16 protein-coding genes are annotated in these 19,353 nt (G+C 74.1%); 12 read left to right on the forward strand and 4 right to left on the reverse strand.

The window, feature by feature from the left end; all coding sequences use genetic code 11:
- Nucleotides 1-40 precede the first annotated feature (40 nt).
- Nucleotides 41-1,567, forward strand: coding sequence for a hybrid sensor histidine kinase/response regulator (locus tag MLV88_RS14365; RefSeq protein WP_243337801.1), 1,527 nt, complete (start codon nt 41-43; stop codon nt 1,565-1,567).
- A gap of 47 nt (nt 1,568-1,614) precedes the next feature.
- Here MLV88_RS14365 and MLV88_RS14370 read toward each other — a convergent pair whose 3' ends face one another.
- Nucleotides 1,615-2,988 carry an aminotransferase class I/II-fold pyridoxal phosphate-dependent enzyme gene (locus MLV88_RS14370; RefSeq protein ID WP_242341062.1) on the reverse strand — a complete coding sequence of 458 codons (1,374 nt, stop codon included), beginning with the start codon at nt 2,986-2,988 and terminating at the stop codon, nt 1,615-1,617.
- Nucleotides 2,989-3,301: 313 nt separating this feature from the next.
- On the opposite strand from MLV88_RS14370, the gene fdnG reads away from it, so the two are divergent.
- The 5 genes from fdnG to MLV88_RS14395 all read left to right on the forward strand — a co-directional run bounded on the left by fdnG (nt 3,302) and on the right by MLV88_RS14395 (nt 9,615).
- Entirely contained in the window at nt 3,302-6,370 is a 3,069-nt protein-coding gene (fdnG, locus tag MLV88_RS14375; RefSeq protein WP_242341063.1) for a formate dehydrogenase-N subunit alpha, read from the forward strand.
- Nucleotides 6,371-6,381: 11 nt separating this feature from the next.
- Entirely contained in the window at nt 6,382-7,254 is an 873-nt protein-coding gene (fdxH, locus tag MLV88_RS14380; RefSeq protein WP_242341064.1) for a formate dehydrogenase subunit beta, read from the forward strand.
- A gap of 3 nt (nt 7,255-7,257) precedes the next feature.
- Complete coding sequence (locus MLV88_RS14385) at nt 7,258-7,938, forward strand: formate dehydrogenase subunit gamma (protein WP_242341065.1); 681 nt, start codon at nt 7,258-7,260, stop codon at nt 7,936-7,938.
- Complete coding sequence (gene fdhE, locus MLV88_RS14390) at nt 7,935-8,804, forward strand: formate dehydrogenase accessory protein FdhE (RefSeq protein ID WP_243337806.1); 870 nt, start codon at nt 7,935-7,937, stop codon at nt 8,802-8,804. Before MLV88_RS14385 ends, fdhE begins: the two co-directional genes overlap by 4 nt.
- A gap of 109 nt (nt 8,805-8,913) precedes the next feature.
- The gene (locus MLV88_RS14395) at nt 8,914-9,615 is read left to right on the forward strand and encodes a DUF5666 domain-containing protein (RefSeq protein ID WP_242339477.1); all 702 of its coding nucleotides are present in this window, start codon (nt 8,914-8,916) and stop codon (nt 9,613-9,615) included.
- Nucleotides 9,616-9,696: 81 nt separating this feature from the next.
- Here MLV88_RS14395 and hutH read toward each other — a convergent pair whose 3' ends face one another.
- The gene (gene hutH, locus MLV88_RS14400; protein ID WP_242339479.1) at nt 9,697-11,262 is read right to left on the reverse strand and encodes a histidine ammonia-lyase; all 1,566 of its coding nucleotides are present in this window, start codon (nt 11,260-11,262) and stop codon (nt 9,697-9,699) included.
- 139 nt (nt 11,263-11,401) lie between these two features.
- On the opposite strand from hutH, the gene MLV88_RS14405 reads away from it, so the two are divergent.
- The 4 genes from MLV88_RS14405 to MLV88_RS14420 all read left to right on the forward strand — a co-directional run bounded on the left by MLV88_RS14405 (nt 11,402) and on the right by MLV88_RS14420 (nt 15,808).
- A complete protein-coding gene (locus MLV88_RS14405; protein WP_242339481.1) occupies nt 11,402-11,800 on the forward strand; it encodes a helix-hairpin-helix domain-containing protein in 399 nt (132 codons plus the stop codon).
- Nucleotides 11,801-11,858: 58 nt separating this feature from the next.
- A complete protein-coding gene (locus MLV88_RS14410) occupies nt 11,859-12,869 on the forward strand; it encodes a zinc-ribbon domain-containing protein (RefSeq protein ID WP_242339483.1) in 1,011 nt (336 codons plus the stop codon).
- A gap of 53 nt (nt 12,870-12,922) precedes the next feature.
- Entirely contained in the window at nt 12,923-14,131 is a 1,209-nt protein-coding gene (locus MLV88_RS14415) for a glycosyltransferase family 2 protein (RefSeq protein ID WP_242339485.1), read from the forward strand.
- A gap of 78 nt (nt 14,132-14,209) precedes the next feature.
- Nucleotides 14,210-15,808, forward strand: coding sequence for an amidohydrolase (locus MLV88_RS14420; RefSeq protein WP_242339487.1), 1,599 nt, complete (start codon nt 14,210-14,212; stop codon nt 15,806-15,808).
- 46 nt (nt 15,809-15,854) lie between these two features.
- On the opposite strand, the gene MLV88_RS14425 is transcribed toward MLV88_RS14420, so the two are convergent.
- On the reverse strand, nt 15,855-16,346 hold the full coding sequence (locus MLV88_RS14425; protein ID WP_242339489.1) for an NlpC/P60 family protein: 492 nt from the start codon (nt 16,344-16,346) through the stop codon (nt 15,855-15,857).
- A gap of 263 nt (nt 16,347-16,609) precedes the next feature.
- Between MLV88_RS14425 and MLV88_RS14430 the strand changes: the two genes are divergently transcribed.
- Complete coding sequence (locus MLV88_RS14430; protein ID WP_242339491.1) at nt 16,610-17,038, forward strand: hypothetical protein; 429 nt, start codon at nt 16,610-16,612, stop codon at nt 17,036-17,038.
- Here MLV88_RS14430 and MLV88_RS14435 read toward each other — a convergent pair.
- The gene (locus MLV88_RS14435) at nt 17,035-17,556 is read right to left on the reverse strand and encodes a hypothetical protein (protein WP_242339493.1); all 522 of its coding nucleotides are present in this window, start codon (nt 17,554-17,556) and stop codon (nt 17,035-17,037) included. The two genes, MLV88_RS14430 and MLV88_RS14435, sit on opposite strands and share 4 nt — an antisense overlap.
- Before the next feature lie 82 nt (nt 17,557-17,638).
- Between MLV88_RS14435 and MLV88_RS14440 the strand changes: the two genes are divergently transcribed.
- On the forward strand, nt 17,639-19,285 hold the full coding sequence (locus MLV88_RS14440) for a mucoidy inhibitor MuiA family protein (RefSeq protein WP_243337809.1): 1,647 nt from the start codon (nt 17,639-17,641) through the stop codon (nt 19,283-19,285).
- The last annotated feature ends 68 nt before the right edge of the window (nt 19,286-19,353 follow it).

Below are 19,353 nucleotides of genomic sequence, written 5' to 3' on the forward strand. Positions count from 1 at the left end.
TTTCGCCGAGACGCGGGACCTCGGAGGCATGGCAGCAGACATGAGCCTGCTCGCTCAGCAGCTCCGGCTCAGCGCGATGGAGGCGGAGGTGAGCCGCTTCCAGCGGTTCGCGAAGGACGCCCCCATCGGCATCCTCTTCATCAGCAAAGACGCCACCGTGCAGTTCGCGAACGACGAGTACCTGCGCATCGTCGGCCGAACGCGGGAAGAGTTCGAGGCCGAGCGGTTCCGGCTGGGGCCGGTGCGGCCGCCGGAGTGGCTGCACCCGGAGGTCGGCGCGCGACACGAGAGCGAGTGCGTGCGGGGCGACGGCACGCGGGTGCCGATCCTCGTCGGCCTCTCGATCCAGGAGGACGGCGTCGCTGCGTTCGTCATCGACCTCACCTCCGAGAAGTCGGCGGAGCGCGCGCGCCAGGAGAGCGAGGCGCGCTACCGCGCCATCGCCGAGCAGCTCGCGGAGGCCGATCGACGCAAGGACGAGTTCTTCGGGATCCTGTCCCACGAGCTCCGGAATCCGCTCGCGCCCATCCGGAACGCGCTCCACCTCCTCGCGCGCGCTCCGGACGACCCGGCACGCGCCGCGCGGGCGCGCGAGGTCATCGATCGCCAGATCGGGCACCTCTCGCGGCTCGTCGACGACCTCCTCGACCTCACCCGGATCACGCGCGGGAGCATCCAGCTCGTCAGAAAGCGGCTCGATCTCGCGCGCGTCGTCCGCGACACCGTCGAGGACCACCGCGCCGGGTTCGACGCCATCGGCGTCGCGCTGATCCTGCAGCTGCCGCCGGCGCCGCTCCACGTGGAGGGCGACGAGACCCGGCTCGCGCAGGTGGTGGGAAACCTGCTCGCCAACTCGGCGAAGTTCACGCCGCGCGGCGGCGCGGTCACGGTGCGGCTCGAGGAAGGGCCGGCGCGCGCCGCGCTCCTCGAGGTCCGCGACACGGGGGAGGGGATCGAGCCGGACGTCCTCCCGCGCATCTTCGAGCCGTTCTCGCAGGCGGACCGCAGCCTCGCGCGCTCCCGCGGCGGCCTCGGCCTCGGCCTCAGCCTCGTGAAGCGCCTCGTCGAGCTGCACGGCGGCACGGTGAGCGCGACGAGCGCCGGCCGGGGCGCCGGGACGGAGGTCGCGGTGCGCCTGCCGCTCCTCGATCCGCCCCTCGCGGCGGCGGAGGCGGCGGCGCCAAGTGCCCCGCCGCGCGTCGCGCACGTGCTCGTCGTCGAGGACAACGCGGACGCCGCGGAGACGTTGCGCGATGCGCTCGAGCTCGAGGGGATGGAGGTCACGCTCGCGTCCGACGGCGAGGCGGGGCTCGCGGCCGCCCGGAAAAGAGCGCCGGATCTCGTCATCTGCGACATCGGGCTGCCAGGGGACCTCGACGGCTACGGGGTCGCGCGCGCGATGCGGGCCGATCCCGGCCTGCGCAGGGTCCCGCTCGTCGCCCTGACGGGCTACGTGGGCCCCGAGGACCGGGCGCGGGCCCGGGAGGCCGGCTTCGACCTCCACCTGGGAAAGCCGACCCGGCTCGCCGACCTGCTCGGTGCGATCGGCCCGCTCCTTCCGGCGTGATCGCGCGCGAGGCGCCGCGCTCGCGCGGGCCCGGCGTCAGGCTTGGCTCACCGCCGGCGACGCTCGCAGAAGCTCACGTGGAAGCGGCCGATCCGCTCCACCACCGCCTCGAGCTGCTCGACGGGCGGCAGGATGGTGGTGCGGAAGTGCCAGGTGCCGGCCTGCTGGCCGAAGCCGGAGCCGGGGACGACGCAGATGCCGGTCTCCTCGAGGAGCGCGAGGCACCACTCGGTGTCGGTCGCGCCCTCGGGCAGGGTGATCCGCGGGAACGCGTACATCGCGCCGGCCACCCGGTTGCACGAGATGCCGGGGATCGCGTCGAGGCCGCGCTCCACGATCGCGGCACGGCGGCGGAGGCTCTCGAGGACCTCGCCCCGCTCTCGCGTCCAGGTCCCATGGGACGGCTCGCCGGGCAGCGGCGGCCGGACGAGCAGGTAGGTCACGATCTGCCCGACCGAGTTCGCGCACAGCGCGATCGACTGGAGCTTCGTGATCTCGTCCATCACCGCCGGGGGCACGTTGCGGCACTCGAGGTAGCCGCCCCGGTGCCCGCACTCGCCCAGGTAGCCCTTCGAGACGGAGTGGAAGCTGAAGAGCGAGACGTCGCGGAGGCCGAGCCGCTCGAGCACGCTCGCGAACGACACGAACCGGTCGCCGGGCAGGTAGACGTTGTCCTGGTAGACCTCGTCCGCGAGCACCGCGAGCCCGCGCTCGCGCGCGAAGCGGAGCACGTCCTCCACGTTCCTCGCGTCGAGCACGGCGCCGGTGGGGTTGCCGGGGTTGATGACGCAGATCGCCCGGGGCCGGATCCCGCGGGCGCGCGCCTGCTCGTACGAGCGCTCCAGGTCGGCGAGGGAGAGCCCCCACTGCGCCGCCTCGTCCAGCGTGTACGGCACCGCCGCGCCGCCGTAGAGCGTGATGGTCGCCGAGTAGAGCGGGTACTGCGGGGTCGGGATGAGGACGCCGTCGCGGGCGTCCGCGATGAGGAGCCGGAGCACCGACTGGACACCCTTGCTCGCTCCGTCGGTGAGGAAGATCGCCTCGGGATCCGCCTGGATCCCGTCGCGGGCGTGGATGAAGTCGGCGATCGCGTCGCGCACGAAGCGGAGGCCCTTGCTCTCCGTGTAGGCCCCGAGGCCGTGCTCCGAGGCGCGGAGCACGTGCCGCGCGACCTCGACGGCGTCCGCCGGAAAGGTCCCGGCGGGCGCGCGGTCGAGCAGCTCCGGGTACTCCACGAGCGCCAGCACCTGCCGGACCCATGAGATCGGCCGCTGGCCGAGGGCCTGGGGGTTCCCGATGTTGCAGTAGATGATCTCGCGCCCCTGGCGCTCGAGCTCCTGCGCGCGGGCGACGATCGGGCCTCGGACGGCGTACTGCGCCTCGCGCACCACCGGCGCGACGTCTTCGATTCGGACGACCATGACCGCGCAGGATACGACGCCCCGGCCGGAGCTGCGAGCCCGGGTCCCTCGCCGATGCCGGCCGGTCCGTGGAGGCTGCATGACGGCGTCTCTCGGGAGGTGGCTCTCGCTCCGTCCGGCGGTCGGCACGCGAGCGCGCGGAACGGCGCCAGGCGCTGCCATCCTCCCGCAGCGCGCCGTCGCGATGCGTCATGACGGCGGGCGATCAGCACAATTTGGTCCCGGAGCAGGATTCCCCAAAATTCCGCGACCTTCTGCCGCACACAGGGCCAGCATGCCAGGGCGGCACCAGGGACGATCCCGGAGACCATCCATGAACCTGTCTCGACGGCAGTTCCTCAAGCTGACCACGTCCGGAATCGGCGCTACCAGCCTGGGCGCCCTCGGCTTCGCGCCGGATCGCGTCCTCGCCGACGTCCGCAACTTCAAGCTCGCCTCCACGACGCAGACGCGGAACACCTGCCCGTACTGCTCCGTCGGGTGCGGCATCCTCATGTACGGGCTCGGAGACCGCTCGAAGAACGCGCGCCTCCGGCTGGTGCACATCGAGGGAGATCCGGACCACCCGGTGAACCGCGGCACGCTCTGCCCCAAGGGCGCGAGCCTGCTCGACTTCGTGAACAGCCCGCACCGGCTCAAGTTCCCGGAGTACCGCGCGCCCGGCTCGAGCGAGTGGCAGCGCGTCACCTGGGAGTGGGCGCTCGACCGGATCGCCCGGCTCATGAAGGACGATCGCGACAAGAACTTCATCGCGAAGAACGCCGCCGGCGTCCCGGTGAACCGCTGGACCAGCGTCGGGATGCTCGCCGCGAGCGCGTCCTCGAACGAGTCGGGATACCTCACCCACAAGGTGTTCCGCGCGATGGGGATGACCGCGCTCGACAACCAGGCACGTGTCTGACACGGCCCCACCGTGGCCGGTCTGGCCACCTCGTTCGGCCGTGGCGCGATGACGAACCACTGGGCGGACATCAAGAACGCCAACGTCATCATCGTGATGGGCGGGAACCCCGCCGAGGCGCACCCGTGCGGCTTCAAGTGGGTGACCGAGGCGAAGGCGCACAACAAGGCGCGGCTCATCGTGGTGGACCCGCGCTTCACGCGCACCGCCGCCGTCGCCGATCAGTTCGTGCAGATCCGCCCCGGGACGGACATCGCGTTCCTGGGCGGCGTCATGAACTACCTGCTCTCGAACGACGCCATCCAGCACGACTACGTCAAGGCGTACACGAACGCGTCGTTCATCGTCCGCGCCGACTTCACCTTCGACGACGGGCTCTTCTCCGGCTACGACGAGGCGGGCCGCAAGTACGACAAGGCGAGCTGGACCTACGAGCTCGGGCCGGACGGCTTCGCCAAGGTCGATCCGACGCTCCAGGATCCGCGCTGCGTCTACCAGCTCCTGAAGAAGCACTACTCCCGCTACACGCCCGAGATGGTCTCGTCGATCACCGGGGCGAAGCAGGAGGAGTTCCTCCAGGTCTGCAAGACCATCGCGTCCACCGCGCCCGCCGACCGGACCATGACGAGCCTCTACGCGCTCGGCTGGACCCAGCACTCGGTCGGCTCGCAGAACATCCGCTCGATGGCGATGATCCAGCTCCTGCTCGGCAACATGGGGATGGCGGGCGGCGGGGTGAACGCGCTGCGCGGCCACTCCAACATCCAGGGGCTCACCGATCTCGGCGTGCTCTCCGACCTGCTCCCGGGCTACCTCACGATCCCGAAGGAGACGGACAAGGACCTCGACGCCTATCTCGCGCCGCGCACCCTGAAGCCGCTGCGCCCGGGGCAGATGAGCTACTGGCAGAACTACCCCAAGTTCTTCGTCTCGCTGCAGAAGGCGTGGTGGGGCGAGGCCGCGACGAAGGAGAACCAGTTCGCCTACGAGTACCTGCCGAAGCTCGACAAGCTCTACGACCTCCTCGCGGTGTTCGACCTCATGCACCAGGGGAAGGTGAACGGGTACATCTGCCAGGGCTTCAACCCGCTCGCCTCGGCGCCGAACAAGGCCAAGGTGATCGACGGGCTCTCGAAGCTCAAGTTCCTCGTGGTGATCGACCCGCTCGTCACGGAGACCTCCACGTTCTGGAGGAACGCGGGCGAGTTCAACCCGGTCGAGCCCTCCAAGATCGAGACCGAGGTGTTCCGGCTGCCGTCCACCTGCTTCGCCGAGGAGGACGGCTCGCTCACGAACTCGAGCCGCTGGCTGCAGTGGCACTTCAAGGGGGCGGAGCCGCCCGGCGAGGCGAAGACGGACCTCGAGATCGTCGGCGAGCTCTTCGGCCGGATCCGCCGGCTCTACGCGAAGGAGGGCGGGACGTTCCCGGATCCGATCGTCAAGCTCACCTGGCCGTACGCCATCGCCTCCGCGCCGTCCGCCGAGGAGGTGGCGCGCGAGTACAACGGCTGGGCGCTCGCCGATCTCCCCGACCCGAAGGACAAGACGAAGATCCTGGTGAAGCGCGGCGACCAGCTCACCACGTTCGGCCAGCTCACCGACGACGGCTCCACGGCGGCGGGCTGCTGGATCTACACCGGCAGCTACACCGACAAGAACAACATGGCCCGCCGCGAGACGGCCGATCCGAGCGGGCTCGGGCTCGCCCCGGCGTGGGCCTGGGCCTGGCCCCTGAACCGGCGCGTCCTCTACAACGCCGCCTCCTGCGATCCGACCGGCAAGCCCTGGGACCCGCGCCGCACGCTCGTGAAGTGGAACGGCGAGAAGTGGGTCGGGGCGGACGTGCCGGACTTCAAGGTGGACCAGCCGCCCGAGTCGGGGATGGCGCCGTTCATCATGAACCCCGAGGGCGTGGGGCGGCTGTTCGGCGCGGACAAGATGGCGGAGGGTCCGTTCCCCGAGCACTACGAGCCGTTCGAGAGCCCGCTCGCGCGGAACCCGATGCACGAGAAGCCGGTCGCGAGCACGAACCCGGCCGCGCGCATCTACGCCGAGGACAAGGCCGCGCTCGGGACGGCGGAGCACTTCCCGTACGCCGCCACGACCTACCGGCTCACCGAGCACTTCCACTTCTGGACGAAGCACGCGCGCATCCCCGCCGTGCTGCAGCCCGAGCAGTTCGTGGAGATCGGCGAGGCGCTCGCCAAGGAGAAGGGGATCCGCGACGGCGAGCGGATCAAGGTGCGCTCGAACCGCGGCGAGATCGTGGCGAAGGCGGTGGTCACCAAGCGCATCCGGCCGCTCACCGTGGCGGGCAAGACGGTCCACACGGTGGGGATCCCCATCCACTGGGGCTTCGAGGGGCTCACGAAGCCGGGCTACCTCGCGAACACGCTCACCCCGTTCGTCGGCGACGCGAACGTCCAGACCCCCGAGTTCAAGGCGTTCCTCGTGAACGTCGAGAAGCTCGGCGTGGCCTAGAGGAGGCGGCCATGGCGCTCGAATCGCTCGACATCCGCCGCCGCTCAGCGAGCCAGACCCGGGCCCCCGACGTACGGGAGCGCCTCGAGGTCGCGAAGCTCATCGACATCTCGCGCTGCATCGGCTGCAAGGCCTGCCAGGCCGCGTGCATGGAGTGGAACGACCTCCGCGACGACGTCGGCCAGCTGGGAGGCTCGTACGACAACCCCATCGACCTCACCGACCGCACGTGGACGGTGATGCGCTTCTACGAGGAGGAGATCGCCGACAAGGGCCTGCAGTGGCTCATCGTGAAGGACGGCTGCCTCCACTGCGCGGACCCCGGCTGCCTCAAGGCGTGTCCGGCGCCCGGCGCGATCGTGCAGTACTCGAACGGCATCGTCGACTTCCAGCAGGACAACTGCATCGGCTGCGGCTACTGCCAGACCGGCTGTCCCTTCAACATCCCGCGCTACGGGGTCAGGGACGGCAAGGCCTACAAGTGCACGCTCTGCTCGGATCGCGTGGCGGTCGGGCTCGAGCCGGCCTGCATCAAGACCTGCCCGACCCAGGCGCTCAGCTTCGGGGCGAAGCAGGACATGATCGACATCGCGAATGCTCGGCTCGTGGACCTGAAGGAGCGCGGCTTCGACAAGGCGGCGGTCTACGACCCGCCGGGCGTGAGCGGCACGCACGTCGTCTACGTGATGCCCCACGGCGACCCGGCGCTGTACCGGATGCCGCGCGAGGCAAGCATCTCGCCCCTCGTCTCGCTCTGGCGCAGCGGGTTCGCCCGGACGCTCGGGGTGCTCACGATGGTCTCGGTCGTCGTGGCCGGGTTCTTCCACTGGATGAAGGTCGGGCCGGTCGATCCGGACGCTCGGCCGCCGCGCGAGGGGGAGTAGGCCATGGCGACCGAGATGCATCCGGGCACGCAGCACGAGTTCGCGACCACGCGGCCGCCCGACGCGGTGCAGCGCTACTCCACCGGCGAGCGGCTCACGCACTGGGCCGTGGCGCTCGCCTACGTCGTGCTGTTCCTCTCCGGCCTCGCGCTGTTCCACCCGTTCTTCTACTGGATCTCGCTCTGGTTCGGGACGCCGACGTTCATGCGGATCCTGCACCCGTTCATCGGGGTCGCGCTCGCGATCCTGTTCTTCGCCTACGCGGCGCGGCTCTGGCGCGAGAACCTGTTCTCCCCGGCCGACCGGCAGTGGCTCCGCCGGATGTTCGCGTACATGAACGGCCGCGAGGAGGCGCGCGTCGAGGGCAAGTACAACGCCGGGCAGAAGGCGATGTACTGGTCGATGGTCGCGATGGTGGTCGGCCTGCTCGTGACGGGGATCTTCATCTGGCGCCCGTACATCGCGCCGTCGATCCCGCTCCTCGGCCGCCGCATCGCGTCGGTGATCCACGCGATCTTCGCGTTCATCATGTTCGTCGGGATCGGCATCCACATCTACGCGGCCGTCTGGACGCGCGGGTCGATGCGGGCGATGACGCAGGGCTGGGTCACCCGCCGCTGGGCCCGCTACCACCACCCGGGCTGGTACGACAGGGTCGCGCGCGGCCGGGAGACCGTGCGTTGAGCCCCGCCGCGCTCCCGATCACGCCGGGCGACGCGCCGCCGCCGCTCCGGTTGCCGGAGCCTCCGCTCCTCTTCCGCGCCCGGGCCGAGCGGCTCGAGGCGCTCGCGAGCGGCCACGCCGCGGGCGACTGGCTCCGCTTCCTCGCGCGGCTCGCGCGCGGACAGGACCGGGCGGTGCGAGCGGTCCCCTCGGGCGTGATGCCTCGCCCCGGCGGCGACGGCCCGCCGCTCGCGCAGGCCGCCGCGCGGCGCGATCCCGCCTGGCGCGCGATGCTCGCCGCCGTGCTCGCCGCGGCGCGCGGCGGCGCCCTCCCGGCCGCGGCGTCCGCCGCCGTCGCGCGGCTCGAGGCCGCTTCGCCCGACGCGCTCGAGGCGCTCGCCGACGACGTGCTCGCCGGCGCGCCGGCCGACCTCGCCGCCGCGCCGTTCGTGGGCGCCGCCCTCCAGGCGCACCTCACCCGGCTCGCCGCGGCGCTCGAGCCGGCCACCCCCGCGCCGGCCGGGGCCGCCTGCCCGGTCTGCGGCGGCGCTCCCGTGGCGAGCGTCGTCCTCGGCGACGCCCGCGTGCGCTACGTCGTGTGCGGCCTCTGCAGCGCCGAGTGGCACGTGCCGCGCGCGCAGTGCCCCGTCTGCCGCGAGGCGGGCGGGCTCTCGTACCTCGAGGTCGAGGGCGGCCCGCGCGGCGTCGCCGCCGAGGCCTGCGATCACTGCCACGCCTACCTGAAGGTCTTCGATCTCGCCGAGGCGCACAGCGCGGACGCGGTGGCAGACGACGCCGCGACGCTCGTGCTCGACCTCCTCACGGGCGAGCGCGGGTTCCTGCGGGCGGGCGCGAACCCGCTCGCGCCGGGAGGCGAGCGGGCCTGACGGGCCGGCCTGGACTCGCGCCGCGACGGTCCGGGGGAGCGGTCGCCCGCCGAGCGGGCGAGCGGCGCGCGCCGCCGGTCGTCATCTTTCCGGGAAGGGAGGAGAGGTCATGCAGCTCGGGACGATCGCGCTCGCGGCGGTGCTGCTTGCCGGGCCTGCGGCGGCGCAGGAGACGAAGTCGCAGGAGTCGCAGCAGAAGTCCGAGGCGAAGCAGCAGGAGCAGCAGGGAGAGGAGAAGGCGCAGGGAGCGAAGGGGGCGGACACGCAGGAGGCCGAGCCCAAGCACATGAAGGGGTACGGCTACGGCACGCCGTCCGGTGTGGAGGCGGGAGGCAGCGCGCGACAGGCGGGGGACGAGAAGCGCAAGACGCCGAAGACCCCGCAGCAGGAGGAGGGCGCGAGCGTGACGCAGCCGCACGCGCGCGCGGAGCAGGCGACCCTCAGCGGGGAGATCGTGAGCACCGGGAAGGACAGGCTCACGATCCAGGCGCCCGACGGGATGCGCGACATCCAGGTCACCGCCAGGACCGAGGTGCGGGGCGAAGGGCGCAAGAGCGTGGCGCAGCTGAAGCGCGGCGATCAGGTCCGCGTGTCGTTCGACCCGAAGGCCGGCGTCTCGGTCGCGAAGCGGATCGAGGTCCGCGCGAGCGGCGACGCCCGGAGCGGGAAGGGCGTGGACCTCACGCCTCCGCCGGGGAGCTCGACGCCGCCCGGCTCGACGACCACGCCGAGCGGGACGCCGTCGGCGCCGGCGCCGGGGGCCTCGACCCCGGGCGGCACGACCGCGCCGGGCGGCGAGGGGCGGAAGTAGGGACCCCGTCCTGCCGAGCAGGGATCCGCGAGGGGACGCGCCGCGTGCGGGTGCGTCCCCTCGCTGCGAGTGGGGGGCCGCTCAGAGGTCCAGCTGGCCGTCGTCCACGAGCCGGCAGACCGCCTCGATGTCGCGGTGCAGCTCGCGGTCCTCGTCGAGGCGCGGGACGACGGCCCGGATCCGGCGGTGCGCCTCCGCGACCTTCACGGCAGGTCGAAGCGGTGCCCGCAGGTCGATCGCCTGCGCCGCCACGAGCAGCTCGATCGCGAGGCAGGTCCGCACGTTCTCGAGGACCTGCCTCGCCTTGAGGGCCGCGGTCATCCCCATCGAGACGTGATCCTCGCGTCCCGCCGACGACGGGATCGAGTCCACCGAGGCGGGGTGGCTGAGGACCTTGTTCTCCGAGACGAGCGCGGCGCTCGTGACCTGGGCGATCATGAACCCGGAGTTGAGGCCGTGCTGCGGCGCGAGGAAGGGCGGCAGCCCCGAGAGCGAGGGGTTCACGAGCTGCTCCACGCGCCGCTCGGAGATCGCCGCGAGGTGCGAGGAGGCCACCGCGAGGACGTCGAGCGCGAGCGCGACCGGCTGGCCGTGGAAGTTGCCGCCCGAGACGATCTCGCCCGTCTCCGGGAACACGAGCGGGTTGTCCGTCGCCGCGTTCACCTCGGCGGCGAGCGTGGCGCGGCAGAAGCCGATCCCGTCGCGCGCCGCGCCGTGCACCTGCGGCATGCACCGGAGGGAGTAGGGATCCTGCACCTTGTGGCAGCCCGGCCCCTGGTGAGAGGCGTTGAGCTCCGACCCCGCGAGCAGCTCGCGCAGCCGCGCCGCCGCCGCGATCTGGCCCGGCTGGCCGCGCACCGCCTGGATCTCGGGCGCGAAGGGCCGGTGCGAGCCGAGGAGCCCCTCGAGCGTCATGGCGCCGGCGAGGTCGGCGAGCGCCGCGAGCCGCTCGGCACGGAGCACCGCGAGCGTCCCCAGGGCCGCCATCGCCTGCGTCCCGTTCACGAGCGCGAGGCCCTCCTTCGGCTGCAGCACGGCCGGCGCGAGCCCCACCCGGCGCAGCGCCTCGCGCGAGGGCATGCGCTCCATCTTGCTGGGGGACGCAGCGTCATCGCGCCCCCCAGCAACAAGAGCTTCCCCCTCGCCGATGAGCAGGAGCGCGAGGTGCGCGAGCGGCGCGAGGTCGCCGGACGCGCCCACCGAGCCGCGCTCCGGCACGACCGGCGCGACGCCGCGGTCGAGGAGCGCGAGGAGCAGGTCGAGCGTCTCCTCGCGGATCCCGGAGACGCCCTTCGCGAGCACGTTCGCGCGGAGCAGCATGAGGGCCCGCGCCTCGACGAGCGGGAGCGGCGCCCCGACGCCGGCCGCGTGGGAGAGGACGAGGTTGCGCTGGAGCCGCTCGAGGTCGGCGCGCTCGATGCGCACCTCCGCGAGCGTCCCGAACCCGGTGTTGATGCCGTAGTGCGGCTCGCCGTCCTCGAGCCGCGCCTCGACGAGCGCGCGCGAGCGCCGGACCCGCTGGCGCGCGTCGGGGGAGAGCTCCGCTCGCGCTCGCCCGAGGGCGACCGCCTGGACCTCCTCCAGCGTGAGGGTGTCGCCGTCGAGGAGGACGTGCTGGCGTACCCCGCCGTTCGTGCCGTGGCTCATGGACGGCTTCCCTACACGGGCGACGCACGGTTGTCCCGGCGAGGAGCGGCGGACGCCCCCTGCGTGGCGTCCAGGCGCCCGGGGCAGGGTGGGTGCGCGTGGACCACACATCGGCGCGGCTCTTGCTCGGCCGCGCCACATGGCCCGCCGGATCGCCCTGCTCCTCGCCCTCGTCGCCACGCTCGCGGCCGCGCCGGTGCGCGGGATCCTCGAGACCCCCGATGCTCCCGCGCCGTGCGCGCCCTCCGGCCGCGGCCGGTTCCCGCGGCACTGGGTGGGCTGCGAGACGGACCCCGGCCCGGTTCGGCCGCTCGCCTCCGACGAGCGGCTCGCGCTCGGGCTCCGGGTGGATCCGAACCGCGCCTCGGCACGCGAGCTCGCCTTCGTCCCGGGCCTGTCCCGGCGCCTCGGCGCCGAGGTGGTCGCCGACCGGGAGCGGAACGGGCCGTTCCCGGACGTCGAGTCGCTCCTGCGCGTGCGCGGGGTCGGACCGAAGCGGCTCGCCCAGGCGCGCGAGGCGCTCGTCGTGGAGCCGTAGCGACCTGCCCGGGAGGTGGAGTACCCTGTCCCGCGCCGCAGGGACGGGAGGATTCGCTTTGGTCATTCGCTGTGAACGCTGCTCGACGCTGTACGAGCTGGACGAGACGCTGCTCGCGCCCGACGGATCCCAGGTCCAGTGCACCCGCTGCGATCACGTGTTCACGGCGCGGCCTCCCGCGCCGGCCGAGTCCGCCGGGCCACGAGCGCCCTCGAGCAGCCCCACGTTCACTCCTGCCGAGCTCGAGATCGCCGTCGCGCCCGCCTCGGGCGCCCCGCTCGATCCGCGGACGCCTGACGCCGTCGCCATCGGCGACGTCCCGCCGACGGCGCCCTCGCCGCGCGCCGACGGCTCCCGGCCTCGCGCGCCCACGCCCGAGCCCCGGTACGTGCGCGCCGGCCCTCCTGCCGTCTACCGGCCCACGCCAGGCCCGACCTCCGTCCGCGCTCACCCCGTCCTGCGCCGCGACACGGTCGGCGCCTTCGAGTCGCGGCTCCGCTGGAGCGCGCGGATGCGCTGGCTCCTGCCCGCGGCGGCGGTCGGCCTCCTCGCGCTCGGCGCCGGCGGCTTCCTCTTCGTCCGCGGCCGCTGGGCCGCCTCCAGCGCGGCGAGCGCGCGCGCGGAAGGGGCCGCGAACGCCCGGCCTGCGGGCCACGAGGCCGGCGGAGAAGCGCTCTCCGCGCGGCCGCCGGCCCCGCCGCCGCCCACCGCGCCGCCGCCCGCCGCGTCGCCTGCGGAGCCACCGCCTGGGAACGGCACGCCACCGGCGAGGAAGTCGATTGCCCAGCGACCCCCGATGGCGGCGCCGGCCGGAGCTGCGGCCGTGGGGGCGAGCGCCGCGCAGGCCCCTGCCGCCCTGGAGGGCGCGACCGCGGCACCCGCGTCCTCCCTGGGAGGCAACGCCTCGACCGCGCGGGGGCTGGCGCCGAGCGCACTCACGCCCGCGAGCATCCCCGACGTCGCCCCGGCGTCCGGAATGCCCCAGGTCGCGCCCCCCCTAGCGACCGAGGGCTCGCGTCACCCCGCGCGCGAGCCAGCCGTGCAGGACGAGCCGATCGGCGGGGGCTAGGGCCCCGAGGAGGCCGGCGGGCGTGGCGCGCAGGTTGCTCCAGTCCACGCTCGATGGCGTCCCTCCTCTGGCTGTGCCTCGGTCTCGTCGCGTTCAGCTATCTCGGCTACTTCCTCGTCCTCCTCGTCTGGGACGGCGTGCGCGATGCGCTGTCGGCGCTGCGCTTCGTCGCGGGCGGCGAGGACCGGCGCGCGCGGCGCGAGGCCGACGCCTGGCCGCGCGTGTCGATCGTCTTCTCGGCGTTCGACGAGGAGACGGTCATCCGGCACAAGATCGAGAACTGCCTCGCGCTCGACTACCCGCCGGACCGGCTCGAGATCGTGGTGGGCTGCGACGGCTGCACCGATCGCACCGCGGAGATCGCGCGCGCGGCCGGCGGGGACCGCGTGACCGTCCACGAGCTCACGCCGCGCGCCGGCAAGTCCGCCGCGATCTCGAAGCTCGTCCCCGGGGCGCGAGGCGACCTCGTCGTCCTCACCGACGCGAACGTGATGCTCGAGCCGGGCGCGCTGCGCGCGCTCGTTCGGCGCTTCCGCGATCCCGCCGTGGGGGCCGTGGTCGGGCGGCTGCGCCTCTACAACCCGACCCGCGCCGAGTTCGAGGAGAGCCTCTACTGGAAGTACGAGACGGTCCTCAAGTACTACGAGGGCAAGCACGGCGCGGTGCTGGGCGCGAACGGCGGCCTGTACGCGATCCGCCGCATCCTGTTCAGCCCCATCCGCCCCGACACGATCGTCGAGGACTTCGTCATCCCGGTGCGCATCGCGGTGCGCGGGTGGAAGGTGCCCTACGAGCCCGACGCCGTCGCGCACGAGGAGACGACCGAGGACGCCGGGCGCGAGTTCGTGCGGCGGGCTCGCATCGGCGCGGGGGACTGGCAGGCCCTCGCGCGCGTGCCGGACCTGCTCGACCCGCGCACCGGGTTCCTGTTCTTCTCGTTCGTGTCCCACAAGCTCCTGCGCTGGACGACCCCGTTCCTCCTCGCGCTGGCCCTCGTGCTGAGCGTGCCGCTCGCCGCGCAGCCCGGCGCCTGGCTGTATCGCGCCCTGCTCCTCGGCCAGCTCCTCTTCTACGGGCTCGCGCTCGCGGGCCCGCGCGTGGCGGCGGGGAGGCTCGGGCGCGTGGCGTCGCTCGCGCACTACTTCGTCACGATGAACGCGGCGCTCGCGGTCGGGCTCTGGCGCTTCGTGCGCGGCACGCAGCGCGCCACGTGGGAGCGCACCGAGCGGGTGGCGCCGCCGCCCGGGGTGCGCGCCGCCTGAGCGACGCTCTTCGGTTCGCGCCGGCTGCCGACCTTGTTCGTTGCCCGATCGAGATCGATCGCTTAGAGAGCCGGGGGCATGGCCTCCGCCCCCGAGCTCCTCGTCATCGGCCTCCTCCACACCCTGGATCCGGCCCGCCCCGTGGCGCAGGCCGCGCTCGTGCGCGACGGGCGCTTCGCCTGCGTCGGCACGGTGGAGGCCTGCGCGGCCCGCGCCGCTCCGGGCGCACGGCGGATCGAGGTCGGGAGCGCGGTGCCGGGGCTCGTGGACGCGCACGGGCACGTGATGGGGCTCGGCCGCGCCGAGCTCGAGGTGAGCTGCACCGGCCTCCCGACCGAGGACGCGTGCGTCGCCCGCACGGCGGAGCGGGCGCGCGCGCTGCCGGAGGGGAGCTGGATCCGCGGCCGGGGGTGGGACCAGAACCGCTGGCCGGGGCAGGCGTTCCCGACCGAGGCGCGGCTCTCGCGCGCCGTGCCGGACCACCCGGTCTTCCTCGTCCGCGTCGACGGCCACGCCGGCTGGGCGAACGCGGCCGCGCTCGCCGCCGCCGGGATCGGGCCGGACACGCAGGACCCGCCGGGAGGGAAGCTCGTCCGCGACGCGCGCGGCCGCCCCACGGGCGTCCTCGTGGACGCCGCGATGGACCTCGTGCTGAAGCGGATCCCCGCGCCGTCGCCCGCCGAGATCGAGGAGGCGCTCCGGCGCGGGATGGACGCGCTCGTCCGGCTCGGCATCACCGCCGCGCACGACGCGGGCGTGACGCCCGAGGTGCTCGACGTCTATCGCCGCCTCGCGGCCGAGGATCGGCTCCCGCTCCGCGTCTACGCGATGATCGAGGGAGAGGGGACCCCGGCGGACCTCACCGCCCGGATGGCGCGCTGGAAGGCGTCGCCGGAGGTGGGGCGGCTCACGGTGCGCGCGGTGAAGATCTACGCGGACGGCGCGCTCGGCAGCCGGGGGGCGGCGCTGCACGAGGACTACTCGGACGATCCCGGCAACCGCGGGCTGTTCCTCACGGCTCCCGACCTCCTGCGCGAGAAGGTCCGCGCGGTCGTCCAGGCCGGCTTCCAGCCCGCCATCCACGCCATCGGCGACCGCGGCATCGCCGAGACGATCTCGGCCATCGAGGGCGCGGGCGAGCGCGGCGCGGTGCGCGCGCTTCGGCCCCGGATCGAGCACCTCCAGATCGTCCGGCTCGCCGACCTCCCGCGGCTCGCGGCGGCCGGCGTCGTCGCCTCGATGCAGCCCTCTCACGCCACGAGCGACGCGCCCTGGGTCCCGGCCCGGCTCGGCGCCGGCAGCGCGCGGCTCGCTGGCGCCTACGCCTGGCGCTCCGTGCTGCGCGCCGGCGTGCCGCTCGCGTTCGGCTCGGACTTCCCCATCGAGAGCCCCGACGTGCGGCCCGGCCTCGCCGCGGCCGAGACGCGCCTCGCCTCGGGCGCGGCCGCGCCCTTCCTGCCGGAGGAGCGGCTCCGGCGCGAGGAGGCGCTGCGGGCGTTCACCGCGGGCGCGGCGTACGCGGCGTTCGCGGAGGGGCGCCGGGGGATGATCCGCGAGGGCTACGACGCGGATCTCACCGCGTTCGCGGGCGACGTGCTCGCCGTGCCGGCGAGCGCGCTGCCCGCGCTCCCGGTGACGCACACGATGGTCGGGGGCCGGATCGCGTTCGAGCGATGAGGGTCGGGCTCGTGCTTCGCTCCCGGCGAGCGAGGCGCGCGGGCGCTCACCGGGGCGTCGCGTAGCCCACGAGCAGCCGTCCGGTGGTGACGCGCCCGGCACCGACGATGAGCACGTCGTTCAGCGCCTTGCCGGCCTCGGTGCGCGCCTTCCACGGGCTCGACGCGTTGAGGTGCAGCCGCGCGACGCCGCGCGCCGTCCGGTGCAGGAAGACGACCGTGCCGTCGGCGCCCGCGCGCTCGACGAGGCCGACGTGCTCGACCGGACCGCCGGGGCGATCGGAGAGGAACACGAGATCGCCCGGCAGGGCCTTGCCGCGCCGGACCCCGGCCCCGGCCCTGGCCGCAGCGTGGAGGGCGCTCGCGTCGCCCTCGGCGACGGCGATGCCGCCCTCGGCCAGGGCGGCCCGGACGAGCGCGTCGCAGCCGTCGCCGTGGTCGGCGCCGCCGAGCACGATGGCGCTCGCGCCGAGGAGGCTCGCGGCCGACTCGAGCGCGCGCGGGACGGACACCTGGGAGGCGACCCGGGGGGTCCGCACGCGGGGGAGTCCGGTCTCCGGACCGGCTCCCGTGAGGGAGCCGGCCCGGATTCCGGGGGCGGGCGGGGGCAGGGGTTCGCGCCTCGCCGCGAGCTTCCCCCCGGCGCAGCCCGTCGCGAGGAGGGCCAGCGCGAGGAGACGTCCGCAGCTCGGCGACATCGACGCCGATGGTACGCACGCGACGTCGCACGTCCAATTTTCTCCTCCCGTCGCGACCGCGCGCGAGCAGGATCGCGCGAGGACGCCGTCCCCCCGGAGGCCGCATGACCCGCGCCGTCGCGCTGCTCGTCTCGCTCCTGCTCGCCGCGTGCGCCACCGCGCCGCGCTCGGAGGCGCGCCGCTGCGAGGGCGCCGCCGATCGCGTGAGCGCGCTCCTGCGCGCCGGGCTCGAGACCTACGTGGACGGCATGCGCCGCTTCGCGGCTGCGCGCGATCCGGAGCTCTCGACCGCGGAGGCCGAGGAGCGCGCCAAGGCGAGCTCCGATGCGTGGGCGGGTGCGCACCGCGAGGGGCTCGCCCGCGCCTGCCGCGAGTGGCCCGAGGAGCGGTACCGCTGCGTGATGTCCGCCGCGGACGCCGCGGCGCTGAACGGCTGCGGGCTCGAGGAGGTCGTGCGCGGGTACACCGACGAGGTCGTCTCGGACTTCGCGACGCGGCCGTTCGACCGGTCCGGCGCGGGTCGCTCCCGCTAACTGCGGGTCGAGCTCCGCGCCCGCTTCATCGCGCGCAGCCCGACGACGAAGACGAGGAAGCCCATCGCCAGGAAGAGCAGCATCCGCCCGAGCGCGGCCTTCAGGTAGCCGGGCGAGAGCGCCTCGGTGAAGATGCGGACCTCGCCCTCGCCGGGGAGGCTCACGCCGAAGCGCTTCTGCAGGAAGTCGCGCGTGTAGGTGCCGGGGGCGAAGCCGCCCTCCAGGGGCCCGGCCTGGCACGGGACGTCGCCCACGCGCTGCACGACGAACTGCGCGCCGCCGCCCTTCGGCGCGGCGAGGAAGAACGTGTAGCTCCTGCTCGTCGTGCGCGTGTCGCAGCGCGGCTCGACGTCCTCGAGCCGCACCCAGCGCTCACCCGGCGCGTCGGCCGCCTTCGCCGCGAGCGGCGCGTCCGCGGTGCGCGACAGCGCGATCCCGATGTTCGCCGCGAACCAGGCGGTGCCGAGGGTCCAGACCGCGCCGGCGGCGACGAGGAGCGTGCTCGCGAGCTTTCCCATGGGTGCGATCCATACCATCGGCGAGCGGTCGTCAGATCCTTTTCCCGGCGCGCGCGTTACGACCCGCAGGAGGTCCCACCCCATGCGCACCCTCGCGCTCGTCGCGCTCGCCGTCCCCGCCCTCGCCGCCGCCGCGCCCTCGCTCTCGCCTGCGTCCCGCATCGACGCGGTGACCGTCTACCGTCAGTCCGCCCGTGTCACCCGGGTCGCCCGCGTGGAGCTGCCAGCCGGCGCGAGCCGCGTCGTGCTGGAGGGGCTCCCGGACGAGCTCGACGACGACTCGATCCGCGTGGAAGGGAAGGGCGCCGCCCGCGCACGCGTGTTCGGCGTGAGCGTCGAGCGGGTGACCGCGCAGGCGGCGGTGACGGCGGAGGCGCGCGCGGTGGAGGAGCGGATCGAGCGGCTCCAGGACGACGACCGCGCGCTCGAGGACGCGAGTCGCGCCGCCCAGGCGCGCGCGAAGTTCGTCGAGTCGCTCCGCTCGACCTACTCCGAGGAGCGCGCCAAGAACCTCGCGGTCCGCGGCGTCTCGGTGCGCGAGTGGGCGGAGCTCGCCGGCCACGTCGAGCGCGAGCTCGCGGACGCCGCCGCGCGGGTGCGCAAGGCGGAGGCCGGGCGGCGCGAGCTCGCCCGGAAGCTCGCGCAGGCGCGCGCGGAGCTCGAGAAGGTGCAGTCGAAGCGCGCCCGGACCACGAAGGCGGTCGGCGTCGAGCTGGAGGCGGAGCGGGACGGCGCGCTGGAGCTCGCGGTCTCGTACGCGGTCGGCTCCGCGGGCTGGGCGCCGATCTGGGACGCCCGGCTCGACCCGGAGCGGGCGACGATGGAGCTCACCTTCCTCGGCTCGGTGTGGCAGCGCACCGGGGAGGACTGGTCCGAGGTGAAGCTCGCCGTCTCCACGGCGGAGCCCGCGCGCGGCGTGTACGTCCCCGAGCTCGAGCCCGTCTACCTGACGGAGCGCCGGGACGTGCACACCCTCGGCGTGGCGCGGCGCGCGCCCGCGGGCGCCCCGGCCCCCCCGCAGGGCGCGCTCGCGCCGGCGCCCGCGCCGGGTGGCGCCGAGGTCGAGCAGGACGTGGAGCTCGCGGCCGCGTCGGTCGAGCAGGGGCTCCTCTCCGCCGCCTTCACGGCGCCGCGGCGCGAGTCGGTGGACGGGGCGGGGCAGGCCCGCAAGATCGCCCTGCAGCGCTTCCCGCTGCGCGCGGAGCTCGTCCGCATCGCCGCGCCGCGCCGCGAGGCCGCGACGTTCCTCACCGCCAAGGCGGTGAACGAGACGGGCTTCCCGCTCCTCCCCGGCCTCGCCGGGATCTACGTGGGGGACGAGTTCGTCGGCCGGGCGCCCATCGCCCTCACCCCGCCCGGCGGCGAGCTCGAGCTCGCCTTCGGCGTGGACGATCGGATCGAGGTCGAGCGCAAGGTGCTCGAGCGGAAGCGGCTCACGGCGGGGCTCCTCTCGAAGGACGACGTGCAGCGCTACCGCGTCCGCATCGAGGTGAAGAACCGCTACGCGACCCCGGTCGCGGTGAGGCTCCTCGACCTCGTCCCGGTGAGCCGCGACGAGCGGATCAAGGTGGCGATCCTCGACGGCAGCACCGCGCCGGCGCGGGAGGATCCCGAGCGCCCCGGCGTGCGGATCCACGAGCTCGCCCTCGGGGCCCGCGAGTCGAAGGTGGTGGAGCTCCGCTACGAGGTCCGCACGCCGCGTGGGCTCGCGATCGCGGGGCTGGACTGAACGACGGCCCGGGCGATCACGCCTCCATGAGCGCGGCGAGGCTTGCGAGCGGGGACGGGGCCGGCCCG

The organism is Anaeromyxobacter soli (genome assembly GCF_022808855.1).
Classification (GTDB): domain Bacteria; phylum Myxococcota; class Myxococcia; order Myxococcales; family Anaeromyxobacteraceae; genus Anaeromyxobacter; species Anaeromyxobacter soli.

What these genes read in the sequence shown, in the direction of transcription:
- MLV88_RS14405 (WP_242339481.1), top strand. Translation starts at nt 11,402, where the DNA reads ATGGCCCGCCGGATCGCCCTGCTCCTCGCCCTCGTCGCCACGCTCGCG.
- MLV88_RS14435 (WP_242339493.1), bottom strand. Translation starts at nt 17,556, where the DNA reads ATGGGAAAGCTCGCGAGCACGCTCCTCGTCGCCGCCGGCGCGGTCTGG.
- fdxH (WP_242341064.1), top strand. Translation starts at nt 6,382, where the DNA reads ATGGCGCTCGAATCGCTCGACATCCGCCGCCGCTCAGCGAGCCAGACC.
- MLV88_RS14440 (WP_243337809.1), top strand. Translation starts at nt 17,639, where the DNA reads ATGCGCACCCTCGCGCTCGTCGCGCTCGCCGTCCCCGCCCTCGCCGCC.
- hutH (WP_242339479.1), bottom strand. Translation starts at nt 11,262, where the DNA reads ATGAGCCACGGCACGAACGGCGGGGTACGCCAGCACGTCCTCCTCGAC.
- MLV88_RS14430 (WP_242339491.1), top strand. Translation starts at nt 16,610, where the DNA reads ATGACCCGCGCCGTCGCGCTGCTCGTCTCGCTCCTGCTCGCCGCGTGC.
- MLV88_RS14420 (WP_242339487.1), top strand. Translation starts at nt 14,210, where the DNA reads ATGGCCTCCGCCCCCGAGCTCCTCGTCATCGGCCTCCTCCACACCCTG.
- MLV88_RS14370 (WP_242341062.1), bottom strand. Translation starts at nt 2,988, where the DNA reads ATGGTCGTCCGAATCGAAGACGTCGCGCCGGTGGTGCGCGAGGCGCAG.
- MLV88_RS14415 (WP_242339485.1), top strand. Translation starts at nt 12,923, where the DNA reads ATGGCGTCCCTCCTCTGGCTGTGCCTCGGTCTCGTCGCGTTCAGCTAT.
- MLV88_RS14395 (WP_242339477.1), top strand. Translation starts at nt 8,914, where the DNA reads ATGCAGCTCGGGACGATCGCGCTCGCGGCGGTGCTGCTTGCCGGGCCT.
- MLV88_RS14365 (WP_243337801.1), top strand. Translation starts at nt 41, where the DNA reads ATGAGCCTGCTCGCTCAGCAGCTCCGGCTCAGCGCGATGGAGGCGGAG.
- MLV88_RS14385 (WP_242341065.1), top strand. Translation starts at nt 7,258, where the DNA reads ATGGCGACCGAGATGCATCCGGGCACGCAGCACGAGTTCGCGACCACG.